The following is a 16,114-nucleotide window of genomic DNA, read 5'->3' as shown; positions in this document are numbered from 1 at the left end:
TGCCATTACCACCAGGAAACCCGGCGAATGTTTGTGCGCCTTAGCCTCTTGTATTCTATGCATGTGTATGGTAATATAGGGACAAGCTAAAGGAAAGGGGAACACAAAGAATGAAAGTTACAATCCGCGAATTGAGGCAGGCCCTTATCCAAAGCCCCTTCTTCCTCCAGCAGGCCCAAATACCAGTCTAGGCCGCGGGGGGCGGGGGAGGCCTCCAGCCGCAGGGTCAGGCGGGGGCTGCCGCCGTATACCGCGCCATAGGCCTCCTCTGCTGCGGTGGCTTCAAAGGTTTTCCCTGTTCCCAATTTCACTGTAAACATTTACTTTTCCTCCAATCTTTTCAGCAGTTCCCATTCTTCTTCCGGAAGTATCTCCAGCGCCCAGTCTTTGGGGACATGGATTTGAAAGCGCTTTCCTTCCCCCCTGGCCCGGTACAGCCTGTTCCAGTAATAAGCGTTTGCCAAAGCCCGGGCCTTGTGCATAGGGCAGATAAAGGTGGCGCGCCTGTCCGCTGTGCCGAACACCTGGTAGTTATAGGCGGAGCACCAGGCGCATCCCTCCCCAATGGGGCAGGAGAAGCACTGGTCTGTGGACTGGGTGCGCCTGTCAATGCGCTGGAGGCACTGGGCGCAGTCTTGCTCCCCCTTTGTGCCAAGAAGCCCATGGTCTACATGCCCAATGGTCAGCGGAGGGATGTCCGGCCCCAGGGAATTGGGCATGTAGCGGATGCAGGGATAGATGTTCCCTGTATAGTCTACAGACAGCATGTCCCCTGTGCCGCCGCACCAGTTCTGCACATCCTTTGGATCCTTGGGCCGGAAAAAGTGTTCCTCAAACATGGAGATATACGCATCCTCCAGCCCGTTTTCCAGAAGGTAGTCCCCGCAGCGCTTGAGCTGTCCATACAGAACCCGGGCATGGGACAGCTCCCAGCCCTTTTCATAGACGCAGTTCAGGTTGATTTCCCGATACCCCAGCCCCAGCAGGTTTTGAAGGGCCTCAAACACATAGCCCACATTGGAGGGGGCAATGGTCATCTTGCTGCCCATGCGGCCCCCCAGCACCTTTGTGAAATGCTCCACCCCGGCAATGGCAGTGTCATAGCTGCCCCGGCCGTCAGGATATACCCGGCAGGCGTCATGAAGCTGCCTGTTCCCATCAATGGAGATGGAGAAGGACAGGTGGTGCAGGTGTTTTTTCAGGTAGGCCTGCACCTGGGGGTTGAAATACTCTGTGCCGTTAGAGCAGATGGACAGCCGGAACCGGGTGGCCCAGGGATGGTGCAGGCGGATGACCTCCTGAAGGAAATAATCTGTTATCCTGTCGATTAAGCCAATTTCCAAAAGCGGTTCCCCGCCGATAAACTCCAGCACCACCCCCGGGGAATTTCGGGTGTTGATATAAGGGTTGTCGTCCCGCAAAAGGAGATCCACGAACTTTTTCGCCGTTTCAAAAGGCAGGACATGGCTGCCCTTTACACCCTGGTAGCAGTAGGTGCACCGCAGGGTGCAGGCATCTGTTACCTGGAAAGTGACGGTGCGGCTGAGCACCCTGCGCCCGTCCGGGGAAAGCCCTGGCCCCACAGGAAAAAGGCGGTTTACATAGTCCTGGAACTGTTCTGTGCCCGCTCTCACGACAGGCCCTCCACTGTAAGCCTGCGGGTGGCAAAATCCAGGTTCCATGTAAGGCGCCTGCCAGGGGCCAAAGGCTCTACAAATTCTTTTTCAAAGGCGGACTTTGCCGCCTCGTACTGGATGAAAAAGTCCTGGTATTCCTTGTGGTACGCCTGGAAAGCCTCATCCGAAGGCTTCACCCCCGCGCTTATCATGTAGCTTAACAGATCTTTCCGGGAACCAACCTCATACCCCAGCGCCTCCAGATGATCCATAGCCCTGCTGCTGTCCAAAATGATTTCTTTCATGAGAATCCAATCCTTTCGTTATTATAATACTGTATTCAGGCGGAAACAGCCGCCGCGGCTGTCCCATAGCACTGGCCTTGGCAGTTTCCATAGCAGGTGGCGGTGCAGGTGGTGCCGCAGGTTGCAGCGCAGCCGCCCCCGCAGCCCCCTGAACAGCCGGAACCGCAGCCGGAGCAGCCGGAACACCCGCTGCATCCGCTGCACCCGTTACAGCCCCCGGAGCAGGCAGAACACCCGGCACAGCCTGACACACACCCTGTTGTACACTGGCCGGAACAGCCGATACAGCCGTCACAGCCTCCGGATCCGCCGGAACAGCCTGTGCAGGATCCCCGGCACCCTCCCGTACAGCCGCTGTCACATCCGGTACAGCTTTTGCAGGCGCTGGAACAGCCGTTGCACCCGCCTGTGGCACTGCCATAACAGCCCCCGCAGCCGGAACAGCCGGATCCGCACCCGCTGCCACATCCGGAACAGCCCCCGCACCGGCCGGAGCAGCTTCCGCTGCATCCGGAACAGCTTCCCCCGCAACCGCCGGAGCAGCCTGTGCCGCAGCCCCCAGTGCAGTTTTTCCCACAGGAGCCGCTGCACCCAGAGCCGCAGCCGCCGGAACAACTGGAGCAGCCGGAACATCCGCTGCAGGAGGAAGAGCAGCTCCCGCCGCACCCGGAGCAGCCGCTGCAGGAGCTGGAGCAGCTTGCCCCGCAGCCTGAACAGCTTCCCACGCATGACCCTGCGCACAGGCCGCTGCAGGCCCCCCGGCAGGAGCTTTGCGCCCCCTGCATGGGTTCTGCCGCCAACGCCTCCACCTGATTTAAAAGGCTTTCATTAAAGGCCCCGGGGATGGGATCCCCTTTTTCAGAGGGCATCACCCCTTCCGGGGATTCCTCCCCCACTAAGACAAGGCCGGGGATATCCGCTACCGCCAGCAGGGGGTTGATGGTTTTCTGCCCGTGCTCTGCCAAAACCCGTCCTCCAGGCTGGGGCATAGTCTCAAAATCATACGCTGTGCCGGCAAACCCGGCAAGGCTGCCAAAGCCGCCCCGCCGGGCCAATTCCGTCCTTGTCTTTTCCCGCAGCCTGTTAATCTGCGCCGCTGTCAGCATCCCTTCACCCCCAGACTGCTGAAACGGAAATCCAATCCCCGTCCCGGTAAAATTTCAGTATGTTGCCGTTTGCTGTGTCTATCCAGCCCAGAGTGGTGTTTTCCGGGGGTTCCTCCTGGGCCACCAGGCCCCCCTGGGCGTTGATGTAGTCGTTTGGCACCTTGCCGTCCTCCCCCAAAGGGGCCACGCCCCCGGCCTCCCCCTTTTTCAGGCCTGATAAGGATTCCCGCAGGGTGCTTTGGACATACTCCCGCACATCCATATCCAGCTTTTCCATGGCCTTTGACACACTTTCCAAGGCCTCCCGCAAAGTTTCCGCGTCTGCTTTTCCCAGGTACAGGGCATGGATGTTGTCGATAAGCCGCTGGATGACAGGGTTTACCACTGTCTCGGCGTTTACCGGGTCTGTGTTCTGGAAGCGCCGGATATCCGTATGGTATACCGGGGCTTCTGAAAAAGTATAATGGATATCTGCCATAGCGCCCCCTAGAATTCATCGTCAAAGGTGAAGGTAAAGGACACCCCCGCGTCCTTCCCCTTTGGCAGCATGTTGCGGATGGCGCACAAAACGCCGTCCGCATCCACCAGAGCGGCCTCGCTTATGTTTGTGCCCGCCAAATCATCCGGCGGGATGGTAATAGTATACCGGGCCGTTGTGGGGATGGGGTATGCCGCTTCCCCCACAGGATACCGGCCCACCTCCTGATGCAGGGAGGTTTGGTCTGGGCTGGGCGCCAGCACATTGCCCTCCGCGTCTGTGCCGCCGCTGCCAAAGGCCACATAGGCCACTGGGGACAGGGCAGAAACCGCCCCGCTGGTTACCCTGCATAATGCCGTCCTGCGGGCTGTGGTGATAACAGTGGTGATGCTTTCCATGTTGTTTTCCATGCTTTCTCGCTCCTTTTCTATAGGATTTCCCGTATAACAGGCCCGTCAAAATCCCGCCTGCCGTTAAAGGAGGCGGAGCCGTCAAAGAGCCATTCCCCGTCCAGGATCTGCCCGGCAGTGAAGCCAAAGGCATTTCTGGCTCCCAGCGCTATGGCTGTCTGGGGCAGTTCTGCATGCCCCCTTTCCCGGATAGGGATAGAACAGGCGGCGGAAAGGCCAAGCCGGGCAGGGTTTCTGGCATGTACGCCAAAATCCATGACAAAAGGCCGTATGCTGCCCCCGGCAGGCTCGCAAAAGCTCGTAGACAGCTCTACCGCTTCCATGGCAAGGCCCCACAGGGACTGTCCCAGAACCCACGTGCCGTCCAGCCGCTTTTCGCCGGACAAGGTGGTGCAGTCCTGGAGGACGCCATTTAGGAACCGGAGGTCAAACCCGGCCGTTTTCAGCCAGAAGGCGGCTGTGCGGTGGTTCCCAAAGGGCACTGTATCAAATTTAGTGGCATATCTGTTTGATACCGCCCACGATGCCCGCAGCCGCCAGGGCGCTGGCCGCCGCATCAAAGGCGCTGACAGCCGACTCCCCGTATTCCTCTGCGGAACGGGCGGCGGCTTCCTGCTGCTGGCTCAGTTCCTGTATCTCATCAGCCAGCCGGGCGCTTTCCCCGGACAGGTCATCCATGCTCACCCCGGCTTCCTCCAGCCGCTGGGTGGTGGCGGATAAGCGCCCCTGCTGGTTCTCAAGGGTAGCCTGGGTGCTGGCCATGCGCTGCTCCAGCTTCAGCTGTTCCCGCTCCAGGGCGGAGGTGTCGCCGGTAGTGTTCTGGATCTGCTGGCCCAGAAGGGCGTGCTGCTTTCTAAGGTTTTCAAGCCTGCCCTGGGTGCGGTCTATGGCGGCCTGCTGTTTCTGGTAGGCCGATATATCCCCCTGTGCCCGGTTCAGGGACTGTATCTGACTGCCCAGCTTTGCAAACTCCGCCTGGGCCTGGGAGAAAGTACCCTTGAAGCCGGAATTGGCCTGGGCGTTGAGCTTAAAGAGCATTTCATATTGCTTGCCGCTGGGCATTTACTGTCTCCCCCTTCCAAACTTGCGGCCCCTGTGCCGCAGCTGTTCCCGGGCTTCCTCCTGGCGCTGTTCCTCTTTTTCTATCAGCTGGTTATTGACTTTGATCCACTCCGTCAATTCCCGTAAGGGCTGGGCCAGCCACTCAAACACACTGGTGCCCCTGTTGTTTTTGGCAAGGATAAAACACTGTTCCCGCAGCCACCCCCCGGCGTCCTGCGCCGTCAGGCCGGCGTCAGCAAAAAATCCCGCACCTTCCCCACGATGGTGTTATAATCCCGCATGGGCAGGGCCTGCAGCAGCTTTTCGTTCACCAGCCGGATGCCCTTTCATCCCGGTCCGTGCAGGCGCGCACGGCCATTAACGTCATGAATTCCCAGGACAGGTGGGGCAGCACCAGGTTTTTGAACCGCCGGTTCATCTCCGCTGAAATGGCGAGGGTGTCCGCGCCGGTAAGGGAATCGAAATCGAAGTGCATTTCCTCCACCGTCTTGCCGTCGAAGGTAAACGGCTTTTTCAGCCTGTGGGTGTAGGTGCCGGGATCCGGCGCATTTTCCAGCGCGGCTTCCACCTGGCTCACCTGTTCCATTTCGTCTTTTGTGGTAGTTTCTTTCTGCATAGTGCCCTCCTTGTAAAAGATACGTAAAAATGCGTATAAAGCGCTTGACAATACGTGATAATACGTGTATAATAATCTTGTGAGGTGAAAAGAATGAAACGCAAAGACCTTGACCGGGCGCTGAAAAAAGCCGGATGGCAGATATCCCATGGCGGGAACCATGACAAGGCCGTCCACCCGGATAAGCCCGGAACCACGCTCATACTTCCAAGGCATACGGAAGTGAAAGAGATCCTCGCAAGATCCATCCTAAAGGCTGCTGGGCTGGAATAGCCCGGCCCCTTTGGGCACCCTATTAACAGGAGGTACCCTAATGGCTCAATATGTTTATCCCGCTGTTTTCCATCCAGATGCGGAGGAAGGAGGGTTCTTTATCTCCTTCCCGGATTTGCCCGGCTGCATGACCGAGGGCCACGATATGGCTGAAGCTTTATTTATGGCCCAGGACGCGCTGGAAATGTGGCTTTCCCACGCGGAAGATAAAGGGTTGCCTATCCCCGCTCCCAGCCCTGCGCCGCAGGCAGAAGCCCCGGCGTTTGTGAACTTTGTCCGGGCCGATACAAACGCCTGGCGCAAAAGGAACGACAGCCGGGCTGTAAAAAAGACCCTTTCCATCCCGAACTGGCTCAATACACGGGCAGAAGAGGCTGGTGTAAACTTCTCCCAGATCCTCCAGGACGCCCTGAAAGAGCGCCTGCACCTCACCTGACAAAGAACAGCCCCCGGATGCCCTCCGGGGGTTTTCTTTGCTTTTGGGCCTGTGCGGCTACTTGCCCAGTGCCTTGCGGATATCCGCCATATAGTCCTTGTCCATGATGACACACTTCATGTTGCGCTTGTCCACTTCCCATAGCTGCTTGCCGTCCCGGTAGCCGGCGAAATAGTACACCACATATTCGCCATTGGCGTCGGCGGCCCCCATGGGGGCGCGGCCGCCCGGGTCAAAGGATTTGGGCCGGACGATCATCACGTACTTGTTGGCCCAGATGCCCACCTCCGTCTGTTCGGTGTCCCAATATTCCTCGGCTTCCCGCAGTTCGATCATGTGCTTGTCCGGGGTGGCCAGCCTCACGGCGTCGCCGGTGGGACTCAACCAGTCTATTTTGGTGGTCATGTTATCCACCATGCCGTAAAGGGGTACCTCCATGTTGCCCATCATGCCGGTGCCCGCAATGGTCACACAGGGATACACGATGCTGGGCAGCTGCACCTTTGCGATGCCGCAGTAGTTGACGCCGTCCTCGTAAGCCTCCAGCTGTATGGTGGCGGCAGGTTGTTTCGGCATAATTTTCCCTCCTTATCCGGCCAGTGCGGCCTGCACATAGCTGATATCGTATTCCAGTGTAAAGTCGATCTCCTGGGCCGGGCTGGGCGGTGTGATGTACACATGGATGCGGATGATGCCTGCCATCAGGTCCAGGAGATTGTTTTCGCTTTCCAGCATCACGGCCCGGGCCCCCAGCAGGTGCTCCGCCGCCACCTGGCCGTTGAGCCAGATGTTGCCGCTGTCCAGGATGTTGTCCACAAGCCGCCGGGTCATGGGCCTGTCCAGCCTTGCCCAGAAGGTGCGCACAAAGGTGTTGCCCACCCAATCGAACATCCGGGAGACCGGGATAAACTGGTCTTTTACATCGGTGTTTGAGGGGTAGCAGGCGGTATAATTCCCCTTGGCCGTCCAGCCCATGCCGATGAAGTTCAGAGCCGTAACCACACCCCAGGAGCCTGCCACAAGGTTCGCCTGTTCCCAGGTGAGGTTTACCTCTGTACCGTCCTCCAGGCAGCAGCCGTCGATCTTGAGGCTTTTGTTGCTGGGGGATTCATAAGGGCACCCGCCGTTTTCCGTGTCCACCTGGGCCATGAGCCCGGCTAGCTGGGTGCTGAGATGGAAGCGGTAGCCGCCTAACTTCACCATAGGCCAGCACAGGATCTGGTTTACGTCCACCAGGTTGTTTTTGGCCTTGTAGTCCGTCAGCTGGCTGTATTCCGCCACACCCCCGGCGGAGCAGTCCACATCAATGAGGGCTTTGGCCCCGAACAGGCCATTGATGGCCGCCGCTTTCGTAGTCAGGACAGCCGCCACCACAGGGTCATGGGAGAAGCCCGGGGCCAGCAGCAGGTCGGAGATCTTTCCTGCCGCCGTCATGCAGGCGTCCACCTGGTCTATGCCCATGATGATATCCGTACTGGTGACGGCAGCGGGGTCAAGCTGCGCGGCCTCTACTGTAAGGGACGCGGCGCTGTAGGCCGCGCCGCCCTCCAGAAGCTCCAGAACACAGCCCTTCCCCTCCTCGTAGAACAGGGTGTAGTCCTCATCTTCCTTGAGCACCGCGGTGCTTTCCCCCTCCCCGCCTGTTACCTTCAGGCCCTCCCGGACAGCTTCAAAGGGCAGGACAGCCCGGTGGTCAGTTATGCTGAAGCTTTCGCTCACAGCGGCCTTTTTCATGTCCGGGTCGGCGGGATCCAGGACGTTGCAGAAGATCACCGGCTGGCAGCCGTACAGTTTAAAGTGGCTGTACATGGCTTCGCACAGGGTGTATTTCTTCCAGTCATAGGAGAAGCCTAGCTTCTCCACCGCCTCATCCCAACTGGCGCAGAGGACGGGGGTATTGGCCTTGGCGGGCTTTTCCGCTGTGTGGACGGGCGCAGTACCCACCACAAAGGGGATGCCGCTGTCGGCCACCACGGGGATGCTCACCGCCGTGGCCTGTTCTTTTACGTGTACACCTAAGTTTGGCAAAGAAATCACTTTCCTTTCGCTGCTGTCTTTTCCTCCCAACTATAAAGTGGTAAAATGGAAATGGGGAGGAGGTGAATAAAATGCAAAGGTACATACTCACATTTGGGCCTCGAGTCACAAAAGAGGAGCGTGCCAAAGTGATGCAGCATCTTGAAAAAATGGGAGTTAACTATGCGGTCGGCACAAATAATACCCACTCAGATGCGCGGCGGGGTATAGTCCCACAAGTAGACTATATTTCTATTTTGTGGGATGGTTTCGGGAATTTTTTGGGATCAGAAATTTGCCGCCAACTGCCGGAAGGCTGCACAATAGACCGAAGATGATCGTCAAAAATCCTCGCGCTTAGCTGAGAACCTCCCCGTATCCGGGTCACATTCTATCGTGACCCGGAATTTCTTATCCTCGTACCAGAGAAGCTTGCGGTACTTCTTGGCGTTCTTGCCTTTTAGGTAGACGGCAAGCCGCATAATAACCGCCCCGGCAACGCCGATAAGAAAATCCTGCCCGTTAAGGCTCGGCATGGGGCTTTCAAAGGCGGCGGTCACGCCCTCCATGATGTGTAGGAGCTTCCCGGAGAGGTCAGCCCCCGGAGAGAGCCGGAACGCTTCGCCAATCTTCATAAAGAGCCATACAAAGAGCAGGTACGGCGCATTGAGGATAAGCAGCTTTTTGATGTTCGGTTTCATCTGTCACGCCCCCTGTCCTTGTTTTTTACTTTCTCCCGGTTCTGGTTCATCTGCTTTGCCTTTTCCTTAAAGGCAGCTAACGCCTTGCGGATAGACGGCTTTTTCTCTCTGGTTAGCTTCTTGGCGGCAAACTCCTTAAAGGCTTCCGTCATAACGTCCACGTCCCGCCCCTTGAAAAAGACAAGATACCGGGGCGGTTCTTCGCCCTTTACTTTTTTAAGGCTGTAATCAATGCCGTATTTCTTGGCAACGGGTTCAAACGCTTTTATGTTAGCGTCCGTGATTTCCATACTGGAAACGCCCGTGTTCTGCTTCATTAGGTGCTTTAGCGTCTGTCTGCCCCGGTATTCCTTTGGTGCTTTGTGCTTCCTTGCGTCAAGCAGCTTTTTCACGGCTTTCTGTAAGACTTCGGCGGTCAGCCTTGCCGTCTTGATTGAGATAGCAACGGTCTTTTCGTTGATTTGTTCCTGCATGGGCGGTCAATCCCTCCTTTCTTGGGTCTGTGCGGGGAAGCCGCCCCGGTTATCGGTTATGCACACGCACACGCAAGCCGTCCAGTACGTCCGTCTTGATACCGACAAGATACACTGCCTCGCTGACCGACACCAATAAGGTGCTGGGTAACTACACGTTTTCCTCTGACTACAGCGCCATGAAGTTCACCACCAGCGGCGATGTGCTGACCATCACCAGCCCTACCGCTCCCACCGGCGATGTGACTGTCAGCGCCAGCAAGAAGGACTCCAAACGCATGGGCCTGGTTGTGTGGGACGATGGCACCTTCGGCCCCGGCGTGGGCCAGCAGAACACGGTCACCTATACGCAGTCCGTCACAGACCCCATTGCTGCTTACCTGAAACTCAATGTTTCTTATCCTTGTGAATTCCGAGGGCTTTGCCTACGCACGGTACGCAGCATACCTCTCCGGCGCACGGACTCTGGCCCTCATGAACCGGTACCCCTCCCTGCGGGATTTTTGTGTGCAGATGGACACGCTGGTGGACAAATACGTCCAGCAGGCTGTGGTTGAGCAGGAGGACGGTGGCTTCACCCTGCCCTATTCGGATTTGGACGCGGAGGTGGAGCGGAGAGTATATGACGAGGATATACAGAGTGCTGCTTTGAGAGGCTTGAGGGGCGGCAGGTCAAACCTTATGAAGAACTTCAGGAGGGCGGAAAATGACGGCTGAAACGTTTGCGGAATTTGTAAATGCCATCCGGCCCAATAGTGATTCGGCAGTGGCGGTCTGGCTGGAATGGGCCGATGAACTGGGGGAATATGACAGCAGCCATGGCGAAAAGCCTGCCGGTTCCTATAAAACTTCCGAGATGTTCCTGGATGAGTTCACCCAGAAATTCTCGGATATCCGGGAACTGTACGGTGACGATGTGGCTGGAAAAGTGATTTCCCTGGCGGAGATCGGCGCTTGTCCTTTCCCCTGGGAGATGAAGCTGGCTGCGGAGCATCTGGCGGCAGGCGGGAGCGTCCACGATATCGCGGAGATGGAAGAATCCGGGGTGCTGGAGGATTTTTCGGATATTTTGCAGGAGGACGGCCCCGCTATGCGGATGTGACCGGCTGTCGGCCCACAGTGTGGACGAGATTGTGCGTGGCAAGCCCCGCACAACTCGCCGTGTCGGGGCTTGTAGGGCTGGGTCGGGAAAACGCTCGGCTCTGCTCCCACGCGGGCCGTGTTGGGGCAATGTTGGCCCGGTTTGAAAAGGTGCCAATTTCCAGCGAATATGGGTGGTATAGGCAAGGTCGAAAAGCAAGCGGGAGAAAGTGAGGTGGGTTGCGCTGCACCCACCTCACGGTTCACTGCGCCCGGCAATGCCGGTCGCGTCGGGAGTTTTCGGGCTTTCAGATGTGCATTTTGAAGGGTGGGTTGCTGATAAGGTTGTCAGCAAAATGGGTGGGTTGTAGTGCGGAAAAAGGCCAGTAAAACGACGTTTTGAGTACGGTTGCGAAATTTAGAAGGAGGTGAAGTCATGCCTGCGCCAAAAGGGAAAAAGAAGTTTCTGCTTTGGGCGTACCCAAGCACATTGGAGCTCGTAAAAAATAATTATAGGAAGGACAAGAGCAAGAGTCAGTCCGAGTTTATCGACCGGGCAATCTGCTATTACGTTGGCCACGTCACGGCTGACGAAGATACTTCGTATCTTCCCAACGCGCTCCTCTCCAACATGAAAAGCATCGTGGCTGAGAGCGATAACCGCCAGAGCAAAATGATTTTCAAGCTGGCGGTGGAGCTTGCCATGCTCATGAACGTGGTAGCCGCCAGCAGCGAGATCGACGAGATATCTCTGGCCCGGCTGCGCGGTGAATGTGTCCAAGAGGTAAAACGTCTCAACGGCAATTTCAGATTTGAGGACGCGGTCGAGTGGCAAAGTTAGTTACGAAATTTAAGTACCTGAAACCGGGCGCTCGTCAGGGGCGCGGCGGGTATGCAAAATATATTGCTATCCGTGATGGTGTGGAGAAAATCGATGACTCCAAACGGTTTGCGCCCGTTACCTGGAATCAGAAACAACTAATAAGGAAAATTCTGCGGGACTTTCCTGACAGTAAAGAGATGTTAGAGTACGAAGATTACCAACAGAAACAGACAGTTGAATCTGCATCCGAATTTATCTCCCGCGCTATCGAGGACAACGCCGCTGTTGCGCTGAATGCAAAAACTTATGCTGACTATATTGCTACCCGTCCCCGTGCTGAACGGTTCGGTTCTCACGGGCTGTTTACAGATGATGGTGTGCAGGTGAATCTCGCGGAGGTATCGCGGGAGCTCAACGACTACGGCGGCAACGTGTGGACGGCAATTATTTCCTTGCGCAGAGAAGATGCAGAGCGGCTCGGCTTTGACAATGGCTCCCGCTGGCGGGATATGCTCCGTACCCAGACCCAAGCGCTCTCTGAAAACTTGCGTATTCCTATGGGGCACTTGAAGTGGTTTGCGGCTTTCCACAACGAGGGACATCATCCCCATGCGCATCTCATCGCCTACTCTACAGTGGAAAGTGAGGGATATCTCACCAAGCAGGGTGTGCAGAAATTGCGCTCTGCTTTTGCAAAAGACATTTTTGCCCAAGATTTGCTCTGCATCTACGAAAAGCAGACGGAGCACAGGGATAACCTGCGTTCCACCAGCAAAGATGTGCTTGCGGAAATAATTTCTCAGATAAATACTGGTAGATATTCCAATCAGTATCTGGAAGAACTGCTCCTGCAGCTTGCCCAGCGGCTTTCCCGTACCAAAGGTAAAAAAGTGTATGAGTACTTCAAGGCTGATGTAAAAACACTCATTGATTCTATCGTCGATGAAATTGCAAAGGACAATCGTATCTCTGTACTTTACGATTTGTGGTATAAGCAGAGGGAAAATGTGCTGCACACTTACAACAGCAACCTGCCAGAGAGGATTCCTCTGTCGCAGAACAAGGAATTCAAAACAATTAAGAACACCATCATTCAGACAGCTATGGAACTGGTTCTGGACAGCCAGCAGGAACAGGTCGCTGAAGACGATGTTAAAATTACGCACAGACAATCACACTCAGTTGCTGGTACTGGTACTGGTATTGGGATGAACGCTCTACGCCTGTTTCAGCAGACCAGCCAAATATTACAAAATGAAGTTCAACCCATCTATCAAGACAAAAGAGTTGACCGAAAACTGCGCCGGAAAATCAACGAGAAAAAGCAGGCGCAGGGGTTACGGCAATAAAAAATATCGTAAGAGAGGGCCGCGCCGCTTGGCGCGGCTTTTTCTCTTGGAAAGGAGTTTCATGTCAGGATTTATTCCTTTTACGGACGAGCAGAAAGAGAAAGCAAGGCGCACCGATCTGGCTGGCCTGCTCCGCAGCCAGGGTGAGACCTTGCGCAAATCCGGCTCGGAGTTGGAGTGGCTGGACGGTTCTCAGAAGGTCACCATCCGGGGCAACCTGTGGTTCCACCAGTATGAGCAAGTAGGCGGCGACTCCATTGACTTCGTAAGAAAATTCTACCACAAATCCTACCCGGAAGCAATGGAATATTTATTGGGGCAGAGTGGCGGTGTGCTTTCCGTTATGTCGCCTGCAAGAAAGGTTACGCCTAAATTTGAATTGCCGCCTGCCAATGATAATATCCGGCGGGTGTTTGCTTACCTGCTGAACCGGCGAGGCATCGATAAAGACGTGCTTTACGCTTTCGTTCACAAAAAGATGATTTACGAATCCGCGCAGTACCACAACGTGGTGTTCGTAGGCTTTGATAGGGATGGCACTCCCCGCCATGCCAACAAGCGGGGGACCGGCTCTACGTCCACCTACAAGGGCAATGCTGTGGGAAGTGTGCCGGAGTATAGCTTTCACTGGAACGGTAGAAGCAACAGGTTCTATCTGTTCGAGGCCCCAATTGATATGTTGTCCTTCATCTCCATGAACAAGGACGGCTGGCGCAACCACAGCTATGCAGCCGCCTGTTCCGTTTCAGATAAGGTGTTGTTCCAATGCTTGACAGACAGCCCTGGCATCAATAAAGTGTCCATCTGTTTCGACAGCGACGAGTCGGGCCAGCTTGCCGCCCAGCGGATTACTGCAAAACTCATAATGCAGGGTGTAGAATCAGAAATCCTCGTGCCGGTCAACAAGGACTGGAACGAGGATTTATTGTGCAGCGATGAAATGGAGGTGGAGCAGTCATGCCAAATATTGCGCCGCTAATTTTCGTGGGTGCGCTTATGTTTTGTATTCTCAGCGGCATCACTCTTCTGGCCCACATTTATAATCTAAATAATATCAAGGCGAAAACGGTTGGTGATGGTCAGCACGGCACCGCACGATGGGCTACGAAAGCAGAGATAAAAAAAGTATACCGGCACGTTCCCTTTACACCGGAGCGTTGGCGGGAACAGGCGGCTCATGGGAAGGAACCCTCTCTTGAAAATGGTGGAGCACTCCCCCAGGGCATCGTCATGGGCTGCACTGGCAGAAAGGAAACCATCGCAATGGTGGACACTGGCGATGTTCATGCTCTCATGATCGGCGCGGCAGGTGTCGGCAAAACTGCCTACTGGCTTTATCCGTGCATCGAGTACGCCTGCGCCAGCGGCATGAGCTGGCTCTCGAGCGACACCAAGGGGGACCTGGCACGAAATTATGGGACTATCGCTGAAAAATACGGCTATCACGTTTCGGTTATAGACCTGCGCAACCCCACCCGCTCCCACGGCAACAACCTGCTCCACCTGGTCAACAAGTATATGGACGCTTACCTGGAATGCCCCGACCAGCTTGCCTATAAAGCCAAGGCCGAAAAGTATGCGAAAATCATTGCCAAGACCATCATCATGTCCGGCATGGACGGCTCATCTTTTGGTGACAACGCCTACTTCTACGATGCCGCCGAAGGCCTTTTGACCGCAACAATTCTTCTGGTGGCTGAGTTCTGCGAACCGCAGAAACGGCACATCGTCTCCGTGTTCAAAATCATCCAGGAGTTGCTGGCTCCCTCCCAGCAGAAGGGGCAGAACCAGTTCCAGCAGCTCATGGCTATGCTCCCCAATGACCATAAGGCCAAATGGTTTGCCGGAGCCGCGCTGAACACCTCAAAAGAGTCCATGGCAAGTGTCATGGGTACTGCGCTGTCGCGGCTCAATTCGTTCCTCGATAGTGAGTTAGAGCAAATCCTTTGCTTCGATACAGAAATAGATGCCGAAAGATTCTGCAACGAGAAGTGCGCCGTGTTCGTTATTTTGCCGGAGGAAAACCCTAATTCCTTTTTTATGATTTCGCTGATTATTCAGCAGCTCTACCGGGAAATCCTCTCCGTGGCAGATGAGAATGGCGGCAAGCTGAAAAATAGATGCGTGTTCTTTGCTGACGAATTTGGAACCATTCCAAAGATTGAATCTGCCGAGATGATGTTCTCCGCCTCCCGCTCCCGCCGCTTGCAGATCGTGCCCATCATTCAATCCTTTGCCCAGCTGGAGAAGAACTATGGCAAAGAGGGCGCTGAGATTATCGTGGATAACTTACAAGACATCATCTTCGGTGGGTTCGCGCCCAACAGTAATTCTGCCGAAGTGCTGTCCAAGGCCCTGGGCAGCCGCACAGTGATGTCTGGCTCAGTGTCCAGGAGCAAGAACGACCCCAGCCAGTCTTTGCAGATGATAGAGCGGCCTCTCATGACGCCGAACGAGTTGAAGTCTATGCCCAAGGGACAATTCATCGTGATGAAAACCGGTTTCTACCCCATGAAAGTCAGGCTCAAGCTGTACTTTGATTGGGGCATCCAGTTTGATGAACCGTACGCTGTCCCGGAGAACGGCAATCGTAAGGTAGCTTATGCGGAGAAGAATGAACTCCTACAGGCCATCGTGCTGAAATACCACCCGGAATGGTTGAAGGAGGATGATACGCCGCCGGAGGATGCACCCGCTGGAGGGCAGAGTCAGGACGTTCCCTCGCAAAAGCAGCGCAAGCGCTCTTCAAAGAAGAAAGGCTCCGCAAGCAGACAAAATAGGCCATTAAAAGAAGTTGCTCCCCATAACCGTGAGTCAGAGGTAGTGCAGGATGGGCCGGTTTGATTTCCTGTACAAGATGGATTTGCAGCACCGGGCCGTGGCTGTGTATATCTATCTGGCTGACCGGGCAAATCGGGATGGCGAGTGCTGGCCTGCCATCCCCACCATAGCTAGGGAATTGAAACTGTCGCAGTCTACGGTTCGTAGGGCCTTGCAAGATTTGCGAAAGGCGGAGTTGTTGGAAACAGAGCAGCGCTATCGTGCAAAGGGCGGCAAGAGCAGCTTGCTTTTTCGCTTAAAGAGAATATGACAAAAAAGCACCCGCCGCCAAGGAACCTTTGCGCTCTCTCGATGGCAGGTGCCTCCTGTCATGGTGGAAGCTCTATTGAACTAACCAAATGAAGATGATATACTCCAGAGATAGAAAAGCCTTTCTCTCTTTAGTAAAAGGCACTGAATTAAAGAGAATGCAAATTCTCGATATAATCTTTTTGATTATATTGTTTCGATACTATCTCTTAATTTTTTGTCTATAGTCTCCTTATGCCGTTAAAGGCATCAATTTGTTCCCCCAATTCAGTCGGCGTTT

At 55.3% G+C, this 16,114-nt stretch carries 25 protein-coding genes; 11 read left to right on the top strand and 14 right to left on the bottom strand.

The window, feature by feature from the left end; genetic code table 11:
* Window positions 1–86: 86 nt before the first annotated feature.
* The 10 genes from VSQ30_RS00530 to VSQ30_RS00485 all read right to left on the bottom strand — a co-directional run bounded on the left by VSQ30_RS00530 (window position 87) and on the right by VSQ30_RS00485 (window position 5,593).
* Window positions 87–320: a hypothetical protein gene (locus tag VSQ30_RS00530; RefSeq protein WP_334461321.1), complete on the bottom strand. Its 234-nt coding sequence runs from the start codon at window positions 318–320 to the stop codon at window positions 87–89.
* Complete coding sequence (locus VSQ30_RS00525) at window positions 321–1,634, bottom strand: radical SAM peptide maturase, CXXX-repeat target family (protein WP_334461320.1); 1,314 nt, start codon at window positions 1,632–1,634, stop codon at window positions 321–323.
* Window positions 1,631–1,921 carry a hypothetical protein gene (locus VSQ30_RS00520; protein WP_334461319.1) on the bottom strand — a complete coding sequence of 97 codons (291 nt, stop codon included), beginning with the start codon at window positions 1,919–1,921 and terminating at the stop codon, window positions 1,631–1,633. Before VSQ30_RS00520 ends, VSQ30_RS00525 begins: the two co-directional genes overlap by 4 nt.
* Before the next feature lie 35 nt (window positions 1,922–1,956).
* Entirely contained in the window at window positions 1,957–3,027 is a 1,071-nt protein-coding gene (locus VSQ30_RS00515; RefSeq protein WP_334461318.1) for a hypothetical protein, read from the bottom strand.
* Between the two features lie 4 nt (window positions 3,028–3,031).
* Complete coding sequence (locus VSQ30_RS00510) at window positions 3,032–3,505, bottom strand: hypothetical protein (protein ID WP_334461317.1); 474 nt, start codon at window positions 3,503–3,505, stop codon at window positions 3,032–3,034.
* An 8-nt stretch (window positions 3,506–3,513) separates the two neighbouring features.
* On the bottom strand, window positions 3,514–3,915 hold the full coding sequence (locus tag VSQ30_RS00505; protein WP_334461315.1) for a hypothetical protein: 402 nt from the start codon (window positions 3,913–3,915) through the stop codon (window positions 3,514–3,516).
* 17 nt (window positions 3,916–3,932) lie between these two features.
* The gene (locus VSQ30_RS00500) at window positions 3,933–4,397 is read right to left on the bottom strand and encodes a hypothetical protein (RefSeq protein WP_334461314.1); all 465 of its coding nucleotides are present in this window, start codon (window positions 4,395–4,397) and stop codon (window positions 3,933–3,935) included.
* A gap of 10 nt (window positions 4,398–4,407) precedes the next feature.
* The gene (locus tag VSQ30_RS00495) at window positions 4,408–4,977 is read right to left on the bottom strand and encodes a hypothetical protein (RefSeq protein WP_334461313.1); all 570 of its coding nucleotides are present in this window, start codon (window positions 4,975–4,977) and stop codon (window positions 4,408–4,410) included.
* Window positions 4,978–5,127 carry a hypothetical protein gene (locus VSQ30_RS00490; protein WP_334461311.1) on the bottom strand — a complete coding sequence of 50 codons (150 nt, stop codon included), beginning with the start codon at window positions 5,125–5,127 and terminating at the stop codon, window positions 4,978–4,980.
* 157 nt (window positions 5,128–5,284) lie between these two features.
* Complete coding sequence (locus VSQ30_RS00485) at window positions 5,285–5,593, bottom strand: hypothetical protein (protein WP_334461309.1); 309 nt, start codon at window positions 5,591–5,593, stop codon at window positions 5,285–5,287.
* Window positions 5,594–5,686: 93 nt separating this feature from the next.
* On the opposite strand from VSQ30_RS00485, the gene VSQ30_RS00480 reads away from it, so the two are divergent.
* On the top strand, window positions 5,687–5,866 hold the full coding sequence (locus tag VSQ30_RS00480; protein WP_160579823.1) for a type II toxin-antitoxin system HicA family toxin: 180 nt from the start codon (window positions 5,687–5,689) through the stop codon (window positions 5,864–5,866).
* Between the two features lie 40 nt (window positions 5,867–5,906).
* A complete protein-coding gene (locus tag VSQ30_RS00475) occupies window positions 5,907–6,302 on the top strand; it encodes a type II toxin-antitoxin system HicB family antitoxin (RefSeq protein WP_334461308.1) in 396 nt (131 codons plus the stop codon).
* A gap of 57 nt (window positions 6,303–6,359) precedes the next feature.
* On the opposite strand, the gene VSQ30_RS00470 is transcribed toward VSQ30_RS00475, so the two are convergent.
* Window positions 6,360–6,878, bottom strand: a complete 519-nt coding sequence (locus VSQ30_RS00470; protein WP_334461306.1) for a phage major tail tube protein — start codon at window positions 6,876–6,878, stop codon at window positions 6,360–6,362.
* Between the two features lie 12 nt (window positions 6,879–6,890).
* Window positions 6,891–8,339 (bottom strand): phage tail sheath family protein, encoded by a 1,449-nt coding sequence (locus VSQ30_RS00465; RefSeq protein WP_502876157.1) that lies wholly within the window; start codon window positions 8,337–8,339, stop codon window positions 6,891–6,893.
* A gap of 71 nt (window positions 8,340–8,410) precedes the next feature.
* Between VSQ30_RS00465 and VSQ30_RS00460 the strand changes: the two genes are divergently transcribed.
* The gene (locus VSQ30_RS00460) at window positions 8,411–8,656 is read left to right on the top strand and encodes a hypothetical protein (protein ID WP_334461303.1); all 246 of its coding nucleotides are present in this window, start codon (window positions 8,411–8,413) and stop codon (window positions 8,654–8,656) included.
* Between the two features lie 3 nt (window positions 8,657–8,659).
* Here the strand turns inward: VSQ30_RS00460 and VSQ30_RS00455 are convergent, their stop codons facing one another.
* Together VSQ30_RS00455 and VSQ30_RS00450 are read right to left on the bottom strand one after the other, a co-directional pair.
* A complete protein-coding gene (locus tag VSQ30_RS00455; protein ID WP_502876155.1) occupies window positions 8,660–9,019 on the bottom strand; it encodes a conjugal transfer protein TraG in 360 nt (119 codons plus the stop codon).
* Window positions 9,016–9,492 (bottom strand): PcfB family protein, encoded by a 477-nt coding sequence (locus VSQ30_RS00450; protein ID WP_120480621.1) that lies wholly within the window; start codon window positions 9,490–9,492, stop codon window positions 9,016–9,018. Before VSQ30_RS00450 ends, VSQ30_RS00455 begins: the two co-directional genes overlap by 4 nt.
* Window positions 9,493–9,587: 95 nt before the next feature.
* On the opposite strand from VSQ30_RS00450, the gene VSQ30_RS00445 reads away from it, so the two are divergent.
* The 8 genes from VSQ30_RS00445 (at window position 9,588) to VSQ30_RS00410 (ending at window position 15,835) form a co-directional block, all read left to right on the top strand.
* Entirely contained in the window at window positions 9,588–10,049 is a 462-nt protein-coding gene (locus VSQ30_RS00445; RefSeq protein WP_334461301.1) for a hypothetical protein, read from the top strand.
* Entirely contained in the window at window positions 10,000–10,209 is a 210-nt protein-coding gene (locus tag VSQ30_RS00440) for a hypothetical protein (protein ID WP_334461299.1), read from the top strand. The genes VSQ30_RS00445 and VSQ30_RS00440 overlap by 50 nt, the downstream gene beginning before the upstream one ends.
* The gene (locus VSQ30_RS00435; protein WP_334461297.1) at window positions 10,199–10,594 is read left to right on the top strand and encodes a hypothetical protein; all 396 of its coding nucleotides are present in this window, start codon (window positions 10,199–10,201) and stop codon (window positions 10,592–10,594) included. The genes VSQ30_RS00440 and VSQ30_RS00435 overlap by 11 nt, the downstream gene beginning before the upstream one ends.
* A 468-nt stretch (window positions 10,595–11,062) precedes the next feature.
* Complete coding sequence (locus tag VSQ30_RS00430) at window positions 11,063–11,413, top strand: hypothetical protein (protein ID WP_334461295.1); 351 nt, start codon at window positions 11,063–11,065, stop codon at window positions 11,411–11,413.
* Complete coding sequence (gene mobP3 / locus VSQ30_RS00425) at window positions 11,401–12,744, top strand: MobP3 family relaxase (RefSeq protein ID WP_334461293.1); 1,344 nt, start codon at window positions 11,401–11,403, stop codon at window positions 12,742–12,744. Before VSQ30_RS00430 ends, mobP3 begins: the two co-directional genes overlap by 13 nt.
* A 61-nt stretch (window positions 12,745–12,805) precedes the next feature.
* A complete protein-coding gene (locus VSQ30_RS00420) occupies window positions 12,806–13,723 on the top strand; it encodes a DUF3991 domain-containing protein (protein ID WP_334461291.1) in 918 nt (305 codons plus the stop codon).
* A complete protein-coding gene (locus VSQ30_RS00415) occupies window positions 13,702–15,588 on the top strand; it encodes a VirD4-like conjugal transfer protein, CD1115 family (RefSeq protein WP_334461289.1) in 1,887 nt (628 codons plus the stop codon). The genes VSQ30_RS00420 and VSQ30_RS00415 overlap by 22 nt, the downstream gene beginning before the upstream one ends.
* The gene (locus VSQ30_RS00410) at window positions 15,575–15,835 is read left to right on the top strand and encodes a helix-turn-helix domain-containing protein (protein ID WP_334461287.1); all 261 of its coding nucleotides are present in this window, start codon (window positions 15,575–15,577) and stop codon (window positions 15,833–15,835) included. The genes VSQ30_RS00415 and VSQ30_RS00410 overlap by 14 nt, the downstream gene beginning before the upstream one ends.
* The last annotated feature ends 279 nt before the right edge of the window (window positions 15,836–16,114 follow it).

Source organism: Acutalibacter sp. JLR.KK004, from assembly GCF_036941085.1.
GTDB lineage: Bacteria > Bacillota > Clostridia > Oscillospirales > Acutalibacteraceae > Acutalibacter.
Note: the sequence above shows the minus strand (reverse complement) of the source record. Positions and strands in the feature narration are given on the sequence as shown.